This is a genomic window from Bifidobacterium sp. UTBIF-68 (genome assembly GCF_006408855.1).
Classification (GTDB): domain Bacteria; phylum Actinomycetota; class Actinomycetes; order Actinomycetales; family Bifidobacteriaceae; genus Bifidobacterium; species Bifidobacterium reuteri.
This window is the reverse complement of record NZ_JFAN01000003.1, coordinates 24,059-42,788: the sequence shown is the minus strand read 5'-3', so window position 1 is coordinate 42,788 and position 18,730 is coordinate 24,059. Positions and strand designations below refer to the sequence as shown.

Annotated in this window: 17 protein-coding genes; 7 read left to right on the top strand and 10 right to left on the bottom strand. The window is 59.8% G+C overall.

What is annotated here, in order from left to right; translation table 11 throughout:
- The first annotated feature begins 193 nt into the window (after positions 1-193).
- On the top strand, positions 194-3,694 hold the full coding sequence (locus BW14_RS00590; protein ID WP_081886557.1) for a glycoside hydrolase family 2 TIM barrel-domain containing protein: 3,501 nt from the start codon (positions 194-196) through the stop codon (positions 3,692-3,694).
- Positions 3,695-3,721: 27 nt separating this feature from the next.
- Here the strand turns inward: BW14_RS00590 and BW14_RS00585 are convergent, their stop codons facing one another.
- Positions 3,722-4,732 (bottom strand): LacI family DNA-binding transcriptional regulator, encoded by a 1,011-nt coding sequence (locus BW14_RS00585; RefSeq protein WP_330935788.1) that lies wholly within the window; start codon positions 4,730-4,732, stop codon positions 3,722-3,724.
- Between the two features lie 171 nt (positions 4,733-4,903).
- Between BW14_RS00585 and BW14_RS00580 the strand changes: the two genes are divergently transcribed.
- On the top strand, positions 4,904-5,704 hold the full coding sequence (locus BW14_RS00580) for an AzlC family ABC transporter permease (protein ID WP_140489074.1): 801 nt from the start codon (positions 4,904-4,906) through the stop codon (positions 5,702-5,704).
- On the top strand, positions 5,701-6,033 hold the full coding sequence (locus BW14_RS00575) for a branched-chain amino acid transporter permease (RefSeq protein ID WP_140489073.1): 333 nt from the start codon (positions 5,701-5,703) through the stop codon (positions 6,031-6,033). The genes BW14_RS00580 and BW14_RS00575 overlap by 4 nt, the downstream gene beginning before the upstream one ends.
- A gap of 134 nt (positions 6,034-6,167) precedes the next feature.
- Here BW14_RS00575 and BW14_RS00570 read toward each other — a convergent pair whose 3' ends face one another.
- The 3 genes from BW14_RS00570 to BW14_RS00560 form a co-directional block, all read right to left on the bottom strand.
- The gene (locus BW14_RS00570) at positions 6,168-6,704 is read right to left on the bottom strand and encodes a low molecular weight protein-tyrosine-phosphatase (RefSeq protein WP_140489072.1); all 537 of its coding nucleotides are present in this window, start codon (positions 6,702-6,704) and stop codon (positions 6,168-6,170) included.
- Between the two features lie 51 nt (positions 6,705-6,755).
- A complete protein-coding gene (locus BW14_RS00565) occupies positions 6,756-7,418 on the bottom strand; it encodes a dihydrofolate reductase (RefSeq protein WP_140489071.1) in 663 nt (220 codons plus the stop codon).
- A 158-nt stretch (positions 7,419-7,576) separates the two neighbouring features.
- Positions 7,577-8,377: a thymidylate synthase gene (locus tag BW14_RS00560; RefSeq protein ID WP_181161750.1), complete on the bottom strand. Its 801-nt coding sequence runs from the start codon at positions 8,375-8,377 to the stop codon at positions 7,577-7,579.
- Between the two features lie 205 nt (positions 8,378-8,582).
- Between BW14_RS00560 and BW14_RS00555 the strand changes: the two genes are divergently transcribed.
- The gene (locus BW14_RS00555; protein WP_044088973.1) at positions 8,583-8,996 is read left to right on the top strand and encodes an OsmC family protein; all 414 of its coding nucleotides are present in this window, start codon (positions 8,583-8,585) and stop codon (positions 8,994-8,996) included.
- A 200-nt stretch (positions 8,997-9,196) separates the two neighbouring features.
- Here the strand turns inward: BW14_RS00555 and BW14_RS00550 are convergent, their stop codons facing one another.
- The 3 genes from BW14_RS00550 to BW14_RS00540 form a co-directional block, all read right to left on the bottom strand.
- Positions 9,197-10,234 (bottom strand): universal stress protein, encoded by a 1,038-nt coding sequence (locus tag BW14_RS00550; protein WP_044088972.1) that lies wholly within the window; start codon positions 10,232-10,234, stop codon positions 9,197-9,199.
- Between the two features lie 167 nt (positions 10,235-10,401).
- Positions 10,402-11,136 (bottom strand): NlpC/P60 family protein, encoded by a 735-nt coding sequence (locus BW14_RS00545; protein ID WP_044088971.1) that lies wholly within the window; start codon positions 11,134-11,136, stop codon positions 10,402-10,404.
- A gap of 236 nt (positions 11,137-11,372) precedes the next feature.
- Positions 11,373-12,332 carry a CHAP domain-containing protein gene (locus BW14_RS00540; RefSeq protein WP_044088970.1) on the bottom strand — a complete coding sequence of 320 codons (960 nt, stop codon included), beginning with the start codon at positions 12,330-12,332 and terminating at the stop codon, positions 11,373-11,375.
- A 220-nt stretch (positions 12,333-12,552) separates the two neighbouring features.
- Here BW14_RS00540 and serC point away from each other — a divergent pair, with 220 nt between their 5' ends.
- Both serC and BW14_RS00530 read left to right on the top strand, forming a co-directional pair.
- Entirely contained in the window at positions 12,553-13,695 is a 1,143-nt protein-coding gene (gene serC, locus BW14_RS00535) for a phosphoserine transaminase (protein ID WP_044089046.1), read from the top strand.
- Positions 13,696-13,994: 299 nt separating this feature from the next.
- Positions 13,995-14,249, top strand: coding sequence for a hypothetical protein (locus BW14_RS00530; protein WP_044088969.1), 255 nt, complete (start codon positions 13,995-13,997; stop codon positions 14,247-14,249).
- Between the two features lie 98 nt (positions 14,250-14,347).
- On the opposite strand, the gene BW14_RS00525 is transcribed toward BW14_RS00530, so the two are convergent.
- On the bottom strand, positions 14,348-15,541 hold the full coding sequence (locus tag BW14_RS00525) for a cell wall metabolism sensor histidine kinase WalK (protein WP_044088968.1): 1,194 nt from the start codon (positions 15,539-15,541) through the stop codon (positions 14,348-14,350).
- Positions 15,542-15,735: 194 nt separating this feature from the next.
- Here BW14_RS00525 and phoU point away from each other — a divergent pair, with 194 nt between their 5' ends.
- Positions 15,736-16,410: a phosphate signaling complex protein PhoU gene (gene phoU, locus BW14_RS00520; protein ID WP_140489070.1), complete on the top strand. Its 675-nt coding sequence runs from the start codon at positions 15,736-15,738 to the stop codon at positions 16,408-16,410.
- A gap of 398 nt (positions 16,411-16,808) precedes the next feature.
- Here the strand turns inward: phoU and BW14_RS00515 are convergent, their stop codons facing one another.
- Positions 16,809-17,549, bottom strand: a complete 741-nt coding sequence (locus tag BW14_RS00515) for a phosphoglyceromutase (RefSeq protein ID WP_044088966.1) — start codon at positions 17,547-17,549, stop codon at positions 16,809-16,811.
- A 157-nt stretch (positions 17,550-17,706) separates the two neighbouring features.
- Entirely contained in the window at positions 17,707-18,693 is a 987-nt protein-coding gene (gene menA / locus BW14_RS00510; protein ID WP_140489069.1) for a 1,4-dihydroxy-2-naphthoate octaprenyltransferase, read from the bottom strand.
- Positions 18,694-18,730: the final 37 nt, after the last annotated feature.

Here is an 18,730-nt window from a genome sequence, read left to right as displayed (position 1 = left end):
AAACAACAAAGCCACGCATCTCTAACCTCACTTCGCCACAACACCGCGCCATACACGCTCAACACATCCTCAAAGAAACTATTTGCTTATTTCAGTAAAAATGATTATTATCTCTGCGCAAGAAGTGTTGTATACCACTTCACTTGCGGCGGCAATGACGCGACGCAATCAATCAATATGGAAGAGAGGACCAATGAACCCCACTCATACCGAACACGACAACAGCACCACGTCCATCACATCGGTCGAATCAGCCGACGGTCCGACGACGGCATGGCTCACCGACCCGCAAACGTTCGCGGTGAATCGACTCGCAGCACACTCGGACCACACCTGCTGGCCCCATATGCCTCGGCCCGGTGAAGACGGCAATCTCACCCAAAGCCTGGATGGCGAATGGTCCGTATGCATCATGCCCGCCAATGAAATACGATTCCCCGATGGCCACAGCACGAGCAGCGCAGTCGACGATAACGATAGCGCTCCGAACCATGACGGCACCTGCGCGGATAGTCAGGCATCGGCCCATACCAATGACGCATCCCCGTGGTTCGCGGCATTGCATATCGACGATTCGACTTTTGCGCGGATTGTGGTACCTAGCCATCTGGAGATGGCAGGGTTACTGCCGCCGAAATATGTGAATGTGCAGTATCCGTGGGATGGGCATGAGGACCTTGAGGCACCTGCGGTTCCGACGGATAATCATGTGGCGTTGTATCGTCGCGTGTTTCGCCCGGAGGGCGAGGTGGCGAAAGCCATGCGCGAGGGCCGGCGGGTGACGCTCACCTTCCACGGGGCGGCGACCGCGGTCTATGTGTGGCTGAACGGCGTGTTCGTCGGCTATGGGGAGGATTCGTTCACGCCCAGCGAGTTCGACGTCACGGCCGCTCTTCGCACGGGCTTGAACGTGCTGGCAGTGGCGTGCTACGAGTATTCGAGCGCGAGCTGGCTGGAGGACCAGGACTTCTGGCGGCTGCACGGTCTGTTCCGCTCGGTCGAGCTCACCGCCCACCCGGCCGCGCACGTCGCGGACCTCAACACCATCGCGGACTGGGATCCGGCCGCAAAACAGGGCCTGCTCACGGTGGACGCCACGATCGAGGGCGCGACCCATGCGACGGTCGCGGACGTCACGCTCACGGACGTGGACGGCGACACGGTCGTCTGGCAGACCGCCACGCCACTCGTCGCAGGCACGTCAATAGCTGACAGGTCAATCACCGACACGGCAACCACAGACATGACGACCACAAACACGTCAACCGGCACGTCATCCACCGGCACCGGCACGGTTCACGCCGAGGCGACGCTCGAGGGCGTGGACCCGTGGAGCGCGGAGACGCCGAACCTGTACACGCTGACCGTCACCCTGTACGACGCGGACGGCCGAGTCATCGAGGCCGCCCAGACCAACCTCGGCTTCCGTCGCATCGGCATCGAGGACGGCGTATTGAAGATCAACGGCAGGCGGCTGGTATTGCGTGGCGTGAACCGGCACGAGTTCGACTGCCGGCGCGGCCGCGCGGTCACCGAGGAGGACATGCTCTGGGACGTGCGCTTCATGAAGCGGCACAACATAAACGCGGTGCGCACCAGCCACTACCCGAACCAGTCGCGCTGGTACGACCTGTGCGACGAATACGGCATCTACCTGATCGACGAGACGAACCTCGAAACCCACGGCAGCTGGAACAGCCCCGGCGACATCCCGGTCGGAACGTCCATCCCCGGCGACGACCCCGCCTGGGCGCCAGCCTGCCTCGACCGGCTCGACAGCATGATCAGGCGCGACCGCAACCATCCCAGCGTGATCATCTGGTCATTGGGCAATGAATCCTACGCCGGCGAGGTCCTCAAGACCATGAGCGAGCACGCGCACGCCATCGACCCGACCCGGCCGGTCCACTACGAGGGCGTCACCTGGAGGCGCGAGTACGAGGCGATCAGCGACTTCGAAAGCCGCATGTACGCCAAACCCGATGAGATCCGCGACTGGCTCGAACACCAGAACCACGCAGCCAGCACAAGCGGCAAACCCAGGAAGCCGTTCATGAGCTGCGAGTACATGCACGCGATGGGCAACTCGTGCGGCGGGCTCAGCGAGTTCACCGACCTTGAATCCCATGACTGCTATGCGGGCGGGTTCATCTGGGACTACATCGACCAGGCCCTCGTCCAACGCCTTCCCGACGGCACGGAACGCCTCTCGATCGGCGGCGACTGGGGCGACCGGCCCACCGACTACGAGTTCGCCGGCAACGGCATCGTGTTCGCCGACCGCACCCCCAGCCCCAAGGCCCCGGAAATCAAACAACTGTACTCGCCGATCCGCCTCACCCCCGACGGACACGGCGTGACCATCGAGAACCGCAACCAATTCACCGGCACCGACGACTACCTATTCACCGCCAGACTCCTCCTGGACGGGCACGAAATCTGGCACTGCGACTACCAATTCGACGTACCCGCCGGCCAGACCACACGCCACGACATCGACTACCCCGATGCCAACACCATCACCGACTCCAACGGCTCCACTCACACCGGCACCCGTCCAAGCCCAAGCTCAAGCCCAAGTGACGGCGTGCATGAGATCGTCTACGAGGTCGATATGCGTCTCGCCAACACCACCGACTGGGCACCGGCCGGCTACGAACTCGCGTTCGGCCAGCTCGTCGGCGTCCTCAACTCCGGGCGCACGTCCGACACCCGCTCCGACAGCGAAAGCCGGACCCGCACTCCCGAGACCGGAGGCCATCGCATCATTACCGACAGACTCGTCACGACCGACCGCAGCGACGACGCCGGCCTCACGGACAACGATTCCGCCACGGTCACGCTCGGCCGCTGGAACGCCGGCATCCGCCGCGACAATGAGGAGATCCTCCTGTCACGCACACAGGGCGGCATCGTCTCCTGGAAGCGCGACGGCCGGGAGAGGGTCATCCGCCGCCCCGACATCGTCACCTTCCGCCCACTGACCGACAACGACCGAGGCAACCACTCAGGATTCGACCGCGCCGCATGGTACGCCGCCGGCCGCTACGCCGTCACCACCGGCACGCATATCAGCCGGACGGACAGTAGCGAACTCGTAGCCGAATACCAGTTCGAACTCGCCGACCCCGACCATACGCCCGCATTCATCATCTACCGCATCGACCAGGACATGCGCCTGCACATGACCGTCAAATACCCGGGCGGCGACCCCAGTGCCGCAAGCCTGCCCGCCTTCGGCATCGAATGGCAGCTGCCGGCACAATACGACCGGCTGCGCTACTACGGTCCCGGCCCCGAAGAGACCTACCGCGACCGCAAACACGGCGGCCGGCTCGGCATATGGAACACCACCGCCGCGCAAAGCTTCGCCCCGTACCTCATGGTCCAGGAGACCGGCAACCGGGAGGACGTGCGCTGGCTCGAAGCCACCGACGCACACGGGCACGGTCTGCGCGTCCGGCAGCACGGCGACCGCCGTTTCGCCGCAAGCCTACTGCCATGGGACACCTACACCATCGAGGCCGCACGCCGGCGGGAAGACCTGCCCGAACCACGACATACCTATCTGCGGCTGCTAGCAGCCCAGATGGGCGTCGGCGGCGACGATTCATGGGGCGCACCCGTCCACACGGCCTACCAGTTGCCCGCAAGCCGGCCGCTTACCCTTGATGTGGACATCGAACTCATCTGAATTGCATAAGCCCGCCACCTGCCTGTATCACTCACTTGACGGAGCAAAACTGGCGCGTGCGACAAGCTTGGTGGTGAGCAAAACGTGACGGCGAACCTTGCGCTCATGCCTGAGTCCATCGATCAGCGTGGCCAACGCCGTACGGGCAAGTTCCCGCTGATCGATGGCATATGAGCTCAACGATGGCGACGTGTATCGAGCAATGGACTGATTGTTGACGCTGACCACGGCCAGCTCGTCCGGCACGCGGACGTGCAGCGCATTCAACGCCTGCAGAACACCTACTGCAAGCACATCCGCCGCCACAATCAGTCCATCCGGCATAGTCCCCGCATCACGGTGGTCGGCGGCCAAGCGCGAAGCCTGCTCGTAGCCGCTTTCAACGGTGAACGTACCGCGCGAATACACCAGACCATCCACGTCCAGATCCAGATGGGCGGCCCACTGGCGGAAGGACGCCTCGCGGATGTCCTCCGGATAGTCGTGCAGGCCCATGAGGCTGCCTACTCCGCCAATGAATGCGATTCTGCGCCGCCCCGATGCGAGCAGAGCATCCAACGCGTCAAGCATGGTCTGCGACAGGTCGGGACATACCGAGTCGAACAGATGCGGAGCCGGGTTCGTGTCGATGCACACGCCATGCGGCAGCGCCTCATGCAATGCCCGCAAATCATTCGCAGGGAACACGGTCGCACCGATCGTCACGAACCCATCGAACTCATCCGCCCGCTCGGTCAGCTCGCCAATGGAATGGACGAATGTCAGGTGGTCCAATCCCGACTCCTGAGCGCAATCGGCCAGAATCGTCCGTAGCTCCGCAAAATACGCATCCTGCAGCTCCTCGCCAGACGGCGGCGCATCCAGTACCGCAAGAGCCGGCCGGAACACATCACGATAGCCCAGCTCCTCGCACACGCGCAGCACGCGGCGCTTCGTCTCCTCCTTAATCGAGAACGATGGGTCGTTCAGCAGCCGCGACACCGTGCTCTGCGACACCCCGGCCTTCTCGGCGACCTCTTTCAATGTTGCCATCGGCATTCTCCCCGCGATTTTAGTAAAGATCTTTACCAAGCATAACCCGAGCGCCGCGGAATCCCGGAACCATCCGCCCAATACGACGGTCGAGGTCTGTGCATATGTTCATATCTCGTATCGCAGAGCATTGGACTGTCATCGGACCAATCCTGACAGTATCGACAAGAGGCATGGATGGCACACACGCGCATCACCACAGCAACGCCCTCACCTACCAGGCATCATCGCTCCAGCGTACGGCTTCAGGCCCTGCGCGCGGCGTTTCCATTCACCATGCCCATCTGCCTCGGCTTCCTCTTTCTCGGCACCTCATACGGAATCCTCATGGGGACCAAGGGCTTCTCGTTCGTATGGCCCATGTGCATGAGCGCATTCATCTTCGCCGGCTCGATGGAGTTCGTCACCGTGAACCTTCTGCTGTCGGCATTCAATCCTATAGCCGCGTTCCTGCTGGCGCTTATGGTCAACGCGCGACACCTGTTCTACGGATTATCCATGCTCAATTCATTCAAAGGCATGGGATGGAAACGCCCGTATCTTATTTTCGGCATGTGCGATGAAACATTCGCCATCAATTCCACCGCGCGCATCCCACGCGATGTGGATAGAGGATGGTTCTATCTCTGGGTCACGGTGCTGAACCAGATCTACTGGGTGACAGGTGCCACGGTGGGCGGATTAATCGGGTCGAACCTGACGTTCAACACCGATGGCTTGGAATTCGTGCTGACCGCATTGTTCCTGGTGATTTTCCTCGATCAATGGCTCAGCGGCAAACACCGCGAACACCTATCGGCGATAGTGGGGGTACTGTCTTCGCTGGTCTGTCTGTCGCTGTTTGGGGCAGAGGATTTCATGATTCCATCGATGATCGTCATGCTGGCGCTGTTCATGCTGCTGCGACCTCATCTTGATACGCTGCATCATCCGCCCTCAACCGCCGATTCTCACATTCAGGAGGAGCATCAGGCATGACCATGACCATATGGCAGGGCATACTGACTGTCGCCGCTGTGGCAGCCGGTACCATGCTGACTCGATTCCTCCCATTCATCATCTTCCCGGAGTCGAAGCAGCCACCTCGGCTGATCGAGTACCTGGGGGCGGTGCTCCCCTATGCCATGACCGGATTATTGGTGGTGTATGCCCTGAGGAACACTCCCATCCTCACCGGTTCGCATGGCATTCCCGAATTGGCGGCATGCGTCATCATCGTGGTGCTGCACTGTTGGAAGCGCAATATGATGCTATCCATAGCAGCAGGCACACTGGCATACATGATCATGGTGCAACTGGTGTTCTAGCTGAAACGCCCTGGCAGGAACCCGCGTCATCTGACTCCCGCATATGGTTTCGCCTCCGGCCCCTTTGATTAGGAACCGGAGGCGAAACCGAGGATAGGCAAGCCGCGCAGGATGGAAGCACATCAGCGCTTCACTCAGTTGTCTGAAGTCGCCTGAAGCTGTTTGGCCACCCAATCGACGATGTACGGAGCGACCTCCTCGATCTGATCGATGGCCACTTCGAATTCATGAGGGCCGCCGTACCACGGGTCGACCAGATCGATCTGGTCTTCGCGGCCCGGCTTCGGCTGGGGCAGGTTCGGATCGAAGCTGCGGTACATGTGCACTTCGGCGCGTTTGCCGGACGGCAGCATGCGCAGCAGGGCACGCATATGCGACGCCGTCATCGGCAGGAACAAATCGGTACGGTTGATTTCGTCACGCGAGATTCGGTGAGCGAAATGGTCGCGGGGAATCTCGTCGCCATAACCACGCTCACGCAACACGCGCACAGCGCGCGGATCGATAGGATGACTCCACTCCTCGTCGGACACGCCGCTGGACTCGACTGTGACCTGATCCGCCAATCCACGTTCATTGAAGAAATGGCGCAGGATGATCTCCCCCATCGGGGAACGGCAGATGTTTCCAGTGCACACAGTCATTACGGTATAGGGATGGGTATTGCTCATCGATGCTCAATCATTCTGTGATATGGAGTATGGCGTAATGCCTGATATCTATTACTTGGTCTTGGTCAGGACGGAGAACCGGTATGCGCGAATGCCGCAATCGGGATCGGCGGGCTTGTGCCAGTGCCCCACCTCGGTCTCGCTCCACAAGCCGGCCTCGATCAGAGCCTGCATGTCTGGAGCATAGGAATCCGCATCCACCTCGGCATCCAATGTGGTGATATATGCCTTGTTGGCGAATGGAAGAGCCTTGGCGAACAGCTGCGCTCCGCCGATTATCCAGATTTCCGACCGATCGAGACCATCATCGGGAATGGCTTCCTGACGGGCCAGATCGAGGGCGTCGTCCAGACTGGTGACCACTGTCGCGCCCGGCGCGCTGTACAACGGATCCCGAGAAACGACGATGTTGTCGCGATTCGGCAGCGGACGGTACTTCAATCCCAGAGATTCCCAGGTCTTGCGCCCCATGATCACCGGGTGCGAGACGGTCAGCTCTTTGAAGTGTTTCATGTCTTCCGCGCAATGCCAAGGCATTCCGCCCTGGAAACCGATAGCCCCCGGACGACCTTCTTTGTCGCGGGCTTCAGCCCAGATCAAATTGACCGAAAAGGTCTTGGGGAAATCATCCCCCCAGTCCTCTTCGACTTCAGACAGCCCGGCAGATCCGGGCTCGGGTTCGTGATAGCCGCTGCGGCTACTGTCATGCTCCATTTCGTCTACTCCTCCTGGAATTCAAGGAACTGCGCCTCAGTGTAGTTGATGCGCCCGACTCTCAGACAGCCGAACCGTCAAGCGGACAGTCCTGTGGACTGTCCGTAGGTGAGGTGAGGCGACACCACCGTGTCGCCGAAGGTGGCTGGATGACGAAGTCAGACAGCCACCGGCGCCTTGATGGTGGGGTGATGCTGGTATCCGATAATCTTGAAATCGTCGTACTGATAATCGAACAGCGAATCAGCCTTACGGATTTCGATCTGCGGATATGGATACGGGTCGCGGCTCAGCTGCTCAAGCACCTGGTCGATGTGATTGTCATATACATGGCAGTCACCGCCTGTCCAGACGAATTCGCCCGGTTCCAGTCCAGCCTGCTGCGCCATCATCAGCGTCAGCAACGAATAGGACGCGATGTTGAACGGCACGCCGAGGAACATGTCGCAGGAGCGCTGGTAGAGCTGACAGCTCAGTTTGCCGTCGGCCACATAGAACTGGAACAGCGCATGGCATGGCGGCAGCGCCATCAGCTCCACTTCTGCGGGATTCCATGCGGAGACCACCATGCGACGGGAGTCGGGATGGTGCTTAATGAGATCCATGACATTGCTGATCTGATCGATGGTGCGATGGGGGTCCTCCGGCGTGGGAGCGGGCCAGGAACGCCACTGCGCTCCATACACCGGGCCCAGATCACCGTTCTCATCGGCCCACTCATCCCAGATATGTACATTGTGCTCCTGCAGCCAGCGCACATTGGTGGAGCCTTTGAGGAACCAGATCAGCTCGTATGCCAGTCCCTTGAAAAACACCGTCTTCGTGGTCAACAGCGGAAAATAGCTCGAGAGGTCGAACCGCATCTGCTGCCCGAACAACGAGATGGTGCCAGTGCCGGTACGATCGGATTTCAGCGTCCCCTGCTCAAGAATCCTACGCACCAGATCCTCATATGGCATCGGAATGTCGGTCTGAGGACGTGCGGGAATACGCGAACGGATATCTGCAAGTTGTTCTTCGGTCAAAGCCATGTGCACCAGTGTAGCTTAGGGGCATAATGGAACAGTCCATATCAAGCGGGGATGCGGTGGATAACGCCGCACTCCCCCGCGGGCCCTGCCATAGTCAGTCGGGTCTGCGAAGCATCTACGGAAATGAGGAATCATGGGCAAGCGATTGTGGGTGGAGCGCAACAAGGACGGTTCATGGGACGCCTTCAGCGATGACGGCGCACACATCAAGTTCGGCAAGGATCGCGGCCAGTTCACCCCCGGTGACCTGATGAAGGTGGCTCTCGCCGGCTGCGCGGCGCTGTCCAGCCAGTTCGCCATCGAGCATGCGCTTGGCGAAGGCAAGGGTGCCAAGATCGTGGTGGATGGCACGTACGATCCCGAGAACGATGCATACACCAGTTTCGACGAACAGGTTGTAGTCGATGCCTCCGACGCCGGACTGTCTCAGGAGGATGCCGACAAACTCAAGGAACGCATCACGCGTCATATCGATAAGGCTTGCACCGTCAAGCACACGTATGTGCAGGAAACCCCGGTCCGCATGAACGTGACAGTGAAGCACTGAAACCGGTTCCCTTACGACCGATTGGAGTCTGGGGGATCTCAGACACCATATGACAGTGCGCTCGAGAACAAACGGCGCTGAGAGCTACTCAGCGCCGTTTGTTCTCGAAATGAGCCCAGTGCCCGAGAATCTCGTGCACTGAGCCATCGTCAGTGACGTTTTTCTCGGGCAAGGGTTGTTTTGTCAATTGTTTTGTGAAGCTACTGCTTGTCCGGATCGATGGTCTTCTCAATCTGCTCGGCCACTTCCGGCTCGGCCTTTGCCACCGGAATCTCCTCGACGCCGGCAATCTCCTCCAGCGACTTGGTAGGCACTTCGGCCGGCGAGCTCGGCACCGTGTCAAGACGGGATTCGGCCGCCTCGACATACTTGCGCGGCACCACATACACCGGGCCAGCCGCATGCTGCAGCAGCCCCTGACTGGTGGATCCCAGCAGCAGGCCGGTGAAGCCGCCGCGCCCACGGGAGCCCACCACTACCACATCATGGTCGAAGCTGGCCTTCGTCAGGGCGCTGACGGCCGGACCGGAGACGATGTGCTTGTTGATCTTCAAATCGGGGTGAGATTCCAGAAGAGGCTTCACGCGTACGTCCAAGTCCTCCTGATAGGACTTCATCACGTCGTCTTCGCCGTCAATGCCCTTGAGATTCGGCACGGCGGAGAGCACGTCAAGCTCGGCGCCCCAGGAAGCGGCGAAGTCGGCAGCGATCTCCAGAGCCTTCAACCCCCACTTGGACTCGTCGGAACCGACTGCGACCTTGGTAATCGTGTTGTTCAGGTGCATCAGGTTGCCGTCATCATCGGTATACGGCACCACCACGATCGGGCAATACGCATATGCGGGCAACGACGAGGACGTGGTGCCCAGCAGACGTTCCGCAAGACCACCCTTGCCGCGGTTGCCGATCACGATGAGATTGTAGTTGCGGGAAAGCTCCACGAACACGGATGCAGGATCACCTGTGACAATCAGAGTGGCCGCTTCCACACCCTGCTCGTCCGCGATGGCCTTGGCCTTGGAGAGAATCTCCTGGGCATCGGAATGAGCCGCGTTGTCATCCCCCATCGCCGTGTAGGTGGCATCAAATGACACGGCAGCATAGCTTGGCAGGGAATACGCGCAGACAATCTGCAGCGTGAGCCCGGCATGCTTGGCATAATTCGCGGCCCACCATGTTGCCTTATAGCTGGCATGCGACCCGTCAACGCCGACGAGTATGGCCTTGTCGTTAATCATGACGACCTCCTTGAAGTTATCGCGGTTTTTCATTCCGCGTAGCTTCAACAATACCCCCCGACACTCGGATTGGCCGGTAGCGAATTGAGGAAAAACGCGCATACGTCGAATGGGGCCGGGCGACACCTGTTCGCCCGGCCCCATTCGACGTATCGAAAACCAAGACCTTAAGGAATGCGCACCACTGTGGTGAGCTTGTTCGGCAACGTGCCGGCCAACGCCACCACACCACCAGTCCATCCGCCGTGGATGGCTTTGCCGCCGCCGACGTACAACGCCACATGATCGTAATGCAAACCGCCATTGGTGCCATTGGTGTACTTGTAAATCAGGATGTCGCCTGGCTGAAGAGAACCATCGGTGACCACATATCCGCCAGGCACATTCACATACTCTTCGGGCCAGCCGTGGAAATTGATGCCACGGGCCGCCAGAGCACTGGTGACCAACGCCGTGCAGTCCATGGAAGCGCCGATGAGCGAATATGCACGATCGATCGAAGCCGCAGCGTCGGCAGAAGCGGTGGCTCCGGAGTCGGAATAGCTCAACGAGGACCGGGAGTCATCGCGGCTTGCCGCCTGTGATTGGGATTGGCTCTGGGCCTCAGCAGCCTTCTTGGCCGCCTCCTCCTGAGCTTTCTTCTGCGCCTCGGCATCCTTTTCGGCCTGCGATTGAGTCTGCGGAACGTTCAGGCTTTCAACATCACCCCAGCTGGAGTCACTGGAAACATCGGTCGAAGTGGCTTCAGCGACAAAATCCTTACGCACCTGACTGTAGGAGGGGAAGGACTTGGTGGAAGTGACGGTTCCCTCGTCAGCCGCAGCTGCCGGCGCCAAGGAAACCAGACTTGCGGTCACCGCGCACGCAGCGACCACGGAAGCTATCTTGGAATCAATCCTCATAACTCCATTACTGTACACGACCCCGATTCCCGCAACATATGCTTGGCGAAGCAGGACACTATGAAATACCACACACCCTTCGGCGTGTTGACCAACCGCTTTATCGTTCAGCGAATATCAGAAACCTTGTATACCACGTCAGCGCACAACCGAAGACCGTACCAAAATGTCAGCCACATTCTCAGCGCAACCGACACGTTGCTGACTCAACGCCATAAAGCATTGGCAGTCAAGCATCAGTAATGAATGTATTGCAACGCGCCGGCCTGCGCGGCGGAGAACGTACGGCTGGAAATCACGCCGAGGCCTTTGTAATTCGATTCGGAAATCTCAATGGAGCCATCGGCATTGACCTTCTCGACCACGGCGACATGGCCATAATAGGAATCGGCGTGCTCCTGCCCCGGTGCGAACACCACCACATCGCCGACATGGCGGGGTGTGTTATCCACCCAGTACCCGCGTGCGCTTGCGGATTCGGCCCATGAAACGGCGTCGCCGAAGTTGCCGCCGACCGGCAGACCCAATTGCACGCGACGCTCGTATGCGTACCACGTGCACTGGCCCCACGGATAGTTGTTGGCGTTGGCACCCGTATCATGATTCGGGTTGAATCCCGCCGGCAGCGCGCCCTGGTCCTGATCCATAAGGTCGGAGACCGTGACATTCTGAGCCGTATTGCGGTTCATCAAAGCGGTGTCCAACGAGCTGTCGGATACGCTCAAATCCCATCCGCCATTGGAATCAGTGGATGCAGACTGGACACTGGAGGAATCGTTCAAATCGGAACGGGCCTCGGAACGGGATGCAGTTCCAGTATCGGCCACACGCTTGAGCTGCGTGGTCGTCGTGGTGGTGGTTTCAGCGAGCGGGATGTCCTCGTTCGCGTTGGAGAACGCCATTGCCCCTGCGGCGGTGCCCACCAGAGCCGCCAGCGATGCGGAAGCAAGAATATGGCTACGACGTTCGGCCGCTCGAGCCGCCTGACGGATGGAGCGACGGGTCTGCGGAGCAATCTCGTTGATTTTTTCAGCCACTGCGGGATCCAGTCCCAGTACTGCCGCATCGTCGCCCGCAGACTGCACGGCGCGTACGGAACGAATGGAATGGGTGCCCTTTCCGGAGGCGAACAGCGCCTTCGCTAAGCTGAACTTCTGGCGCGAGACCGCGGTCGCTTTGTGCGAAGCATGCTTCATACTCTGTAAACTCCTTGGTTGGGCTGACGACACCACTATGCTGTGCGCTGCCGTACCGACACTGATGCTTACTGTACAACGACCACGTGTCATAGGGATGTTCACATTGACTCAGCCGGCAGCTCGTCAAACGATATACGAGCCTCGCGACTGCGCATGTCGCATCCGCTAATCGAGCACATCAAGGCATTCTTCAGACCCGACGATTACCCTTATGCGCGTGACTACGACAGTAAAGATTCCTCATTCCATCATGCCGGAAGACGGTCGGTTCGGTTCCGGCCCGAGCAAGGTCCGCCCCGAGCAGATCGCCGCCTTGGAAGCCGGCACCACCACATTGATGGGCACCTCGCACCGTCAGGCACCGGTCAAGCAGCTGGTCGGCTCCATCCGCAGCGGGCTGAGCGACTTCTTCCGTCTTCCGGACGGTTACGAAATCGCACTGGGCAACGGCGGCGCCAGCGCTTTTTGGGAGATCGCCTGCGCCTCGCTGATCACCCGCCGCGCCGCGTTCGGCACCTATGGTTCGTTCAGCGCGAAATTCGCCACATCGGCCGCGAACGCTCCGTTCCTTGAGAAGCCGGCCCTGTTCGCCTCCGATCCCGGCACCTATCGTCTGCCCGAATTCACCGAAGGCGTGGACGCCTACTGCTGGGCGCATAACGAAACCTCCACCGGCGTGGCGGCACCCGTACGCCGCGTGCCGGGCAGTCAGGAATCCGGGGCCCTCACCATCATCGACGGCACCAGTGCGGCCGGTGCCCTGCCGGTGGACATCAGCCAGACCGACGTGTACTACTTCTCCCCCCAGAAGGCATTCGGATCGGATGGAGGCCTCTGGGTAGCCGTGCTCTCCCCGGCGGCCATCGAACGAGCCGAACGAGTGGAGTCCAGCGCACATCTGGACGGCGTGCGCCGCTGGGTGCCCCCATTCCTCTCGCTCACCAGCGCTTTGGCGAACTCCCGCAAGGACCAGACGCTGAACACGCCGTCAGTGGCCAATCTCATCATGATGGAGAATCAGGTCCGATGGCTCAACGACAACGGGGGCTTGGACTGGGCTACCGCGCGATGCGCCAAGTCCGCGTCGTTGCTCTATTCCTGGGCGGAACAGTCCTCCTATGCGCAGCCATTCGTCGCCGACCCCGCAGCACGCTCCCATTCAGTGGTGACCATCGATCTGGACGAGCATGTCCAAGCCAATCAGGTGCTGGCGATATTGCGCGAAAACGGCATCGTGGATTGCGCCGGATACCGCAAGCTGGGCCGCAACCAGTTGCGCATAGGCGTGTTCCCGTCCGTGGAGCCTGCGGATGTGGTGAATCTGACCAAGTGCATCGACTATGTAGTCGATCGCCTGTAACGCGCACACGAGGGCACAGGCTCTTTGACCGTTACAAGGCAAGCAGCATTTGTGCCGGAAGTTCGTTGACGAAATGACTACCCCTCAGTCCCGCTTCGCGGGACAGCTCCCCTGACAACTGACCAAGGGAGCCGGAACACAGTGATCTGGGTTAGTTCACCGGTGACAGTGGTTTCGAACGGCTCCCCTGACAAGGGGAGCCGGAATACGGTCAACGAATTACTGGCACAAGACTGCAGCAAGGGGAGAATCGTGGTAAAAAGGACGTTTGACGTTCCTCTTTACTACAGTCTATGACTATGAAGTTTGCGCCCATCATCGACCCAGCCGTTCGCAAACCCGCACCCAAGCCGGTGCGGGTCGATTTGCGTAAGGTGTTCGGTATCGGCACCGGTCTATGGGCCGCGGCGCTCATCGTCTCGCTCATCATGATGACCCTCGGCATGGGATCGGAGTCATTGGTCGTTCTGTGCGCGTCCGGCGTCATCATCGGGCTGCTGTTGCTGATCTGGGAATTCTTCGACCGGTGGGATTACCGCCGTTTGGGCCTGTAGGCGAGCCGTCTCAACATACCCCACGACCGCCCTACCATTCTTCGGTATTCTCCCGTCTTTACTGCACGTCATCACCGCATTGTGATACTGGATTGCAATCAGTGTGCCAGAGGCAAGGTCAACGTAAACGTGCTGCCCTGACCGGGAGCGCTCCACACCGACACATCGCCATGATGGGTCAATGCCACGTGCTTGACAATGGCCAGACCTAGCCCCACGCCATCTGCCGTACGTTCGGTCTGAGAGGAACCACGATAGAAGCGCTCAAAGATCCGGCTCTGGTCCTGTTTCGCGATGCCTCTGCCCTGATCTATTACGCGAATGGCCGCATGCTCTCCATCCTTGGTGGCCACGGCAGACACATTGACGATGCCGCCTTCCTGCGAATACCCTATGGCGTTCTCCACGAGTTTGGTCACCGCACTGTCGAGCTGATCGGCCTGTCCATTGACCACCAGCGCATCGTCACCCTTGAGGTTCAGCCGCACGTCGGCGCGTTGCGCTTCCGGCTCAAGCCGCTGCATCGTGACCCGCAGAACGTCCATCACATTGAGGCGGTTAGCGGATGAAGGCGTGATGGGCTCCTGAGCGCGGATCAGCAACAGCAGGTCGGAGACCATATGATTGAGCTTGTTGCAACTGGAACGCACCTGGCGCGCATCGTCGACCAATTGTTCGTGGTCAAGATCATCACGTTCAAGCACATCAGCCAATTGGCCCAATGCCTCCGTGGGTTTGAGCAGCTGCTCGGATACGTTCGTGATGAACGAATCACGAACATGCCCGAATCGCACCACTTCGCTCACATCTGACACCAATACGATGACGAACGCATCACTGATTCGCGCCACAGTGACCTTCAGCCAGTTCGGACGCGTCACCGACCGGGTGACCACACGCCCGCCGTCGCCCCTGTCCCCACCCGCGTAACGTTCGGGAGTGTTTGTGGTCACATCGAACTGGCGCTTGCCTCCCGATCGACGGGCCTGACGCACGGCCTTCAATACCTCGGAATCGATGATGGCGTCCCCCTCCACCACACCGAGCTGGTAGGCAGCCGGACTGCATCGGACAACGGCATCATGCTCGTCGACCACGATGGAAGCACCGGGAATCATGGCCAGCAACGCCCTGGTATCGTCCGACAGATCATCCGAATCGTCATGCTCATGCGATGAGGCGATTGAGACCCGATGCGTCACGATGCCGATCGCCATGACGACGACTAGCACTACGAACGCGATGGATAGTATGGTAAGAATCGTAAGCACGACGACCGGCATCTGTGTCATGAGACCATTCTTCCACAGGTCTTCATGGACCCGGGTGTTTCGGTACGGCGCGCCGACAATATGAATGATAAGTGAACAGTCCAATGAACAGTTGAACAACAAGAGGTTGCGATTATCTACGTTGATGTAGCATGTCGCAGCCGGAATAATACACTGGTACAGGTTGTAATACCACAGCATGAAAGGCTAGAGAAATGCGCGTTATTTTCAACGAGGAGCTGAAGCAGGTTGCTGATGACCTCGACCATATGGCGCAGGATGTTCGCAAGGCGATCAACGGTGCCGGCGAAGCCCTGTTGAAGCAGGACGTCGAAGCTGCGCAAACCGTCATCGACGGCGACATCGAGATTGACGCCCTTGAATCTTCCATCATCGACCAGTGCGTGAAGCTGCTCGCCAAGCAGAACCCGGTTGCCACCGACCTTCGTGTCGTGGTTTCCACCCTGCGTCTGGCTTCCACCTTCGAGCGTATGGGCGACCTCGCTCGTCACGTGGCCGAGTCCGCACGCCGCACGTACCCGGCGTCCCCGCTGCCTGAGTCCGCTCAGCCGCTGTTCGCCGACATGATCGAGTTCCTCAACCACACCGCCGACGAACTCGTCGCCCTGCTCGACACCCGCGACGAGAAGCTTGCGGAGAACATCATCCTGTCGGACGACAAGCTGGACGACCTGCACCACAAGACCTTCGAACTGGCTCTCTCCGATGAAGTGACCCGTCAGCAGACCACCGATATCGTACTGCTGGGCCGCTTCCTGGAGCGCCTTGGCGATCACGCCGTCTCCGCTGCCCGTCGTGTGGCGTACATCGTCTCCGGCTTCGACCCTTCCAAGAAGCCCACTTGCGACGAAGGCACCGACATCGACTGATGCGCGGTCACGCGATGGCATAATTCAATACCTATCCCCTCGGGGATGCCCGAAACGGCGATCCGGTTACGACTGGACGCCGTTTTCTTTTGCCGTATGATGCACCCTGCCGCAACCGGCAACGAGCCCGGCAACGAAACGACGGCTCCACGGTGTAGGGAACTTCCCATGATGTAGGGAATTCCCCATCATGTAGGGACCCTTGTATCAGCAACAACATGTTTTCGGCGGAATCAAGCCGTTTTCAATCCCTACATCATGGGCGTTTCCCTACACCGTGGGCATATCCCTACACGGTGGTGTTTTCACTACACGGTGGGTATGATATTCGGATATGCAAAAGGGGAAGCCACAATAGTGGCTTCCCCTTAGGTGATATGCGCTCTTGACGAGCTAGCTCACTTCTGGCCCTGAGCGGCGACAGCGGCAGCACCGGCAGCGGCGGCTTCCGGATCCAGGTACTCGCCACGCGGCTTGATCGGCTTGAAGTCCTCATCCAGCTCGTACAGCAGCGGGATGGCGGTCGGGATGTTGACCTTGGCGATCTCTTCCTCGGTCAGGTTGTCCAGCATCTTGACGATGGCGCGGAGGCTGTTGCCGTGAGCGGCGATCAGCACGGTCTTGCCGGCACGCAGCTGCGGCTCGATGTCGGACTTGAAGTACGGCTCAACGCGCTTGACCACATCGGCCAGGCACTCGGCTTCCGGAACCGGGTCGCCGGTGTAGCGCGGATCGTGGTTCTGCGCGTACTGGTCGTCCGGATCGATCTCGGGCGGCGGGGTGGCGTAGGAACGACGCCACAGCATGAACTTCTCGTCACCGTATTCCTGACGAATCTCGGTCTTGTTCTTGCCCTGCAGAGCGCCGTAGTGACGCTCGTTGAGACGCCAGCTACGCTCGACCGGAATCCACAGACGATCTGCGGAATCCAGAGCGATGTTGGCGGTGTTGATGGCGCGACGCAGCAGGGAGGTGAACACGATGTCCGGAAGGACGTTCTTCTCCTTGAGCAGCTCGCCGCCGCGCTTGGCTTCGGCTTCACCCTGCTCGGTCAGCGGTACGTCGACCCAGCCGGTGAACTGATTGGTTTTATTCCATGCGCTCTGTCCATGACGGAGCAGTACTAGTTTGTAAGACATACGGCCAGTCTACCGCCCCATGACGCCAAACGCGAGCATTCATCTTATGTTTTATGCATCGTTTAGACAGCGTTGGCATAATCGCAGGCGATCGCAAGCGTTATTCGTAGACAATCGCGGACTGCGGCAAGTCCCGCCGAGGCAACATCCGTCTCCATCAGAAGGACACCGCCACGGACACGACCACCACCACGGCGAACAGCAAGGTCTGGAAACCGGCGTCGTTCAGCGCCGTGCGGAATTGATGCCTGAATGCGCTGGATACCATGCGAATCGGCACGGCGACGCCGGAGATCAGCACAACGGCACCCCAAGGCATCCACAGCATCATGCAGATGAACGAGCCGATCACCCATGCGATAATGCAGCACACAGCCAACAGCACCGCTGCTCTCCGCTCCCCCAAGCGAACCGCCAAGGTCCGCTTGCCATGAATCCGATCGCCGTCGATGTCACGCAGATTGTTGACCATCAGCAGCATCACCGCATTCAATCCGCAACAGACCGCCGCCGCGACGCCCAGCCCGTCCACAGCGCCAGCCAGCGCATATTCGGTGCCCAGTACGGCAGCAAGCCCGAAGAACAGGAACACGGCGACTTCACCAAATCCGGCATACCCGTAGGGATGTTTGCCGCCGGTATAGAACCAGCCAGCAGCCACCGAGAGCGAGCCCACGGCCAGAAGCCACCATGCCTGTGAAAGAACCACCGCCGCAAGCCCGGCCACGCATGCAAGACCTGCGGCAACACAGGCGGCACACAGCACCTGCTTGGGCGGCACCCCGGAGGCCACCAGCCTGCGAGGTTTCGCGTCACGGCCATTGCGTCCGGAATCCGATTCGTCTGCATCGCGCCCTTCATCGGTGCCGCGTACGCCATCGGAATAATCATTGGCGAGATTGACCGCGATCTGCAGCAACAACGCCACCGCCATGCACAGGATGAACACCGGCCAGAACCGGCCGAGCAGCGCCGAGTACAGCACGCCTCTCGCCACGCATTGCGGAGGCGTGGGGTATACCAAGGTGCAGATGTTCAGCTCGTTGATATGCCGGTACGCCACCGCCGCGCCTACCAGTACAGGGGCGATTGAGGCAGGCAATGTCTTCGGGCGCAGTCCGGCCAACCATACACGCATATTCATGACTTCCACCATACCCGCATGACGCTCTGCATATGCC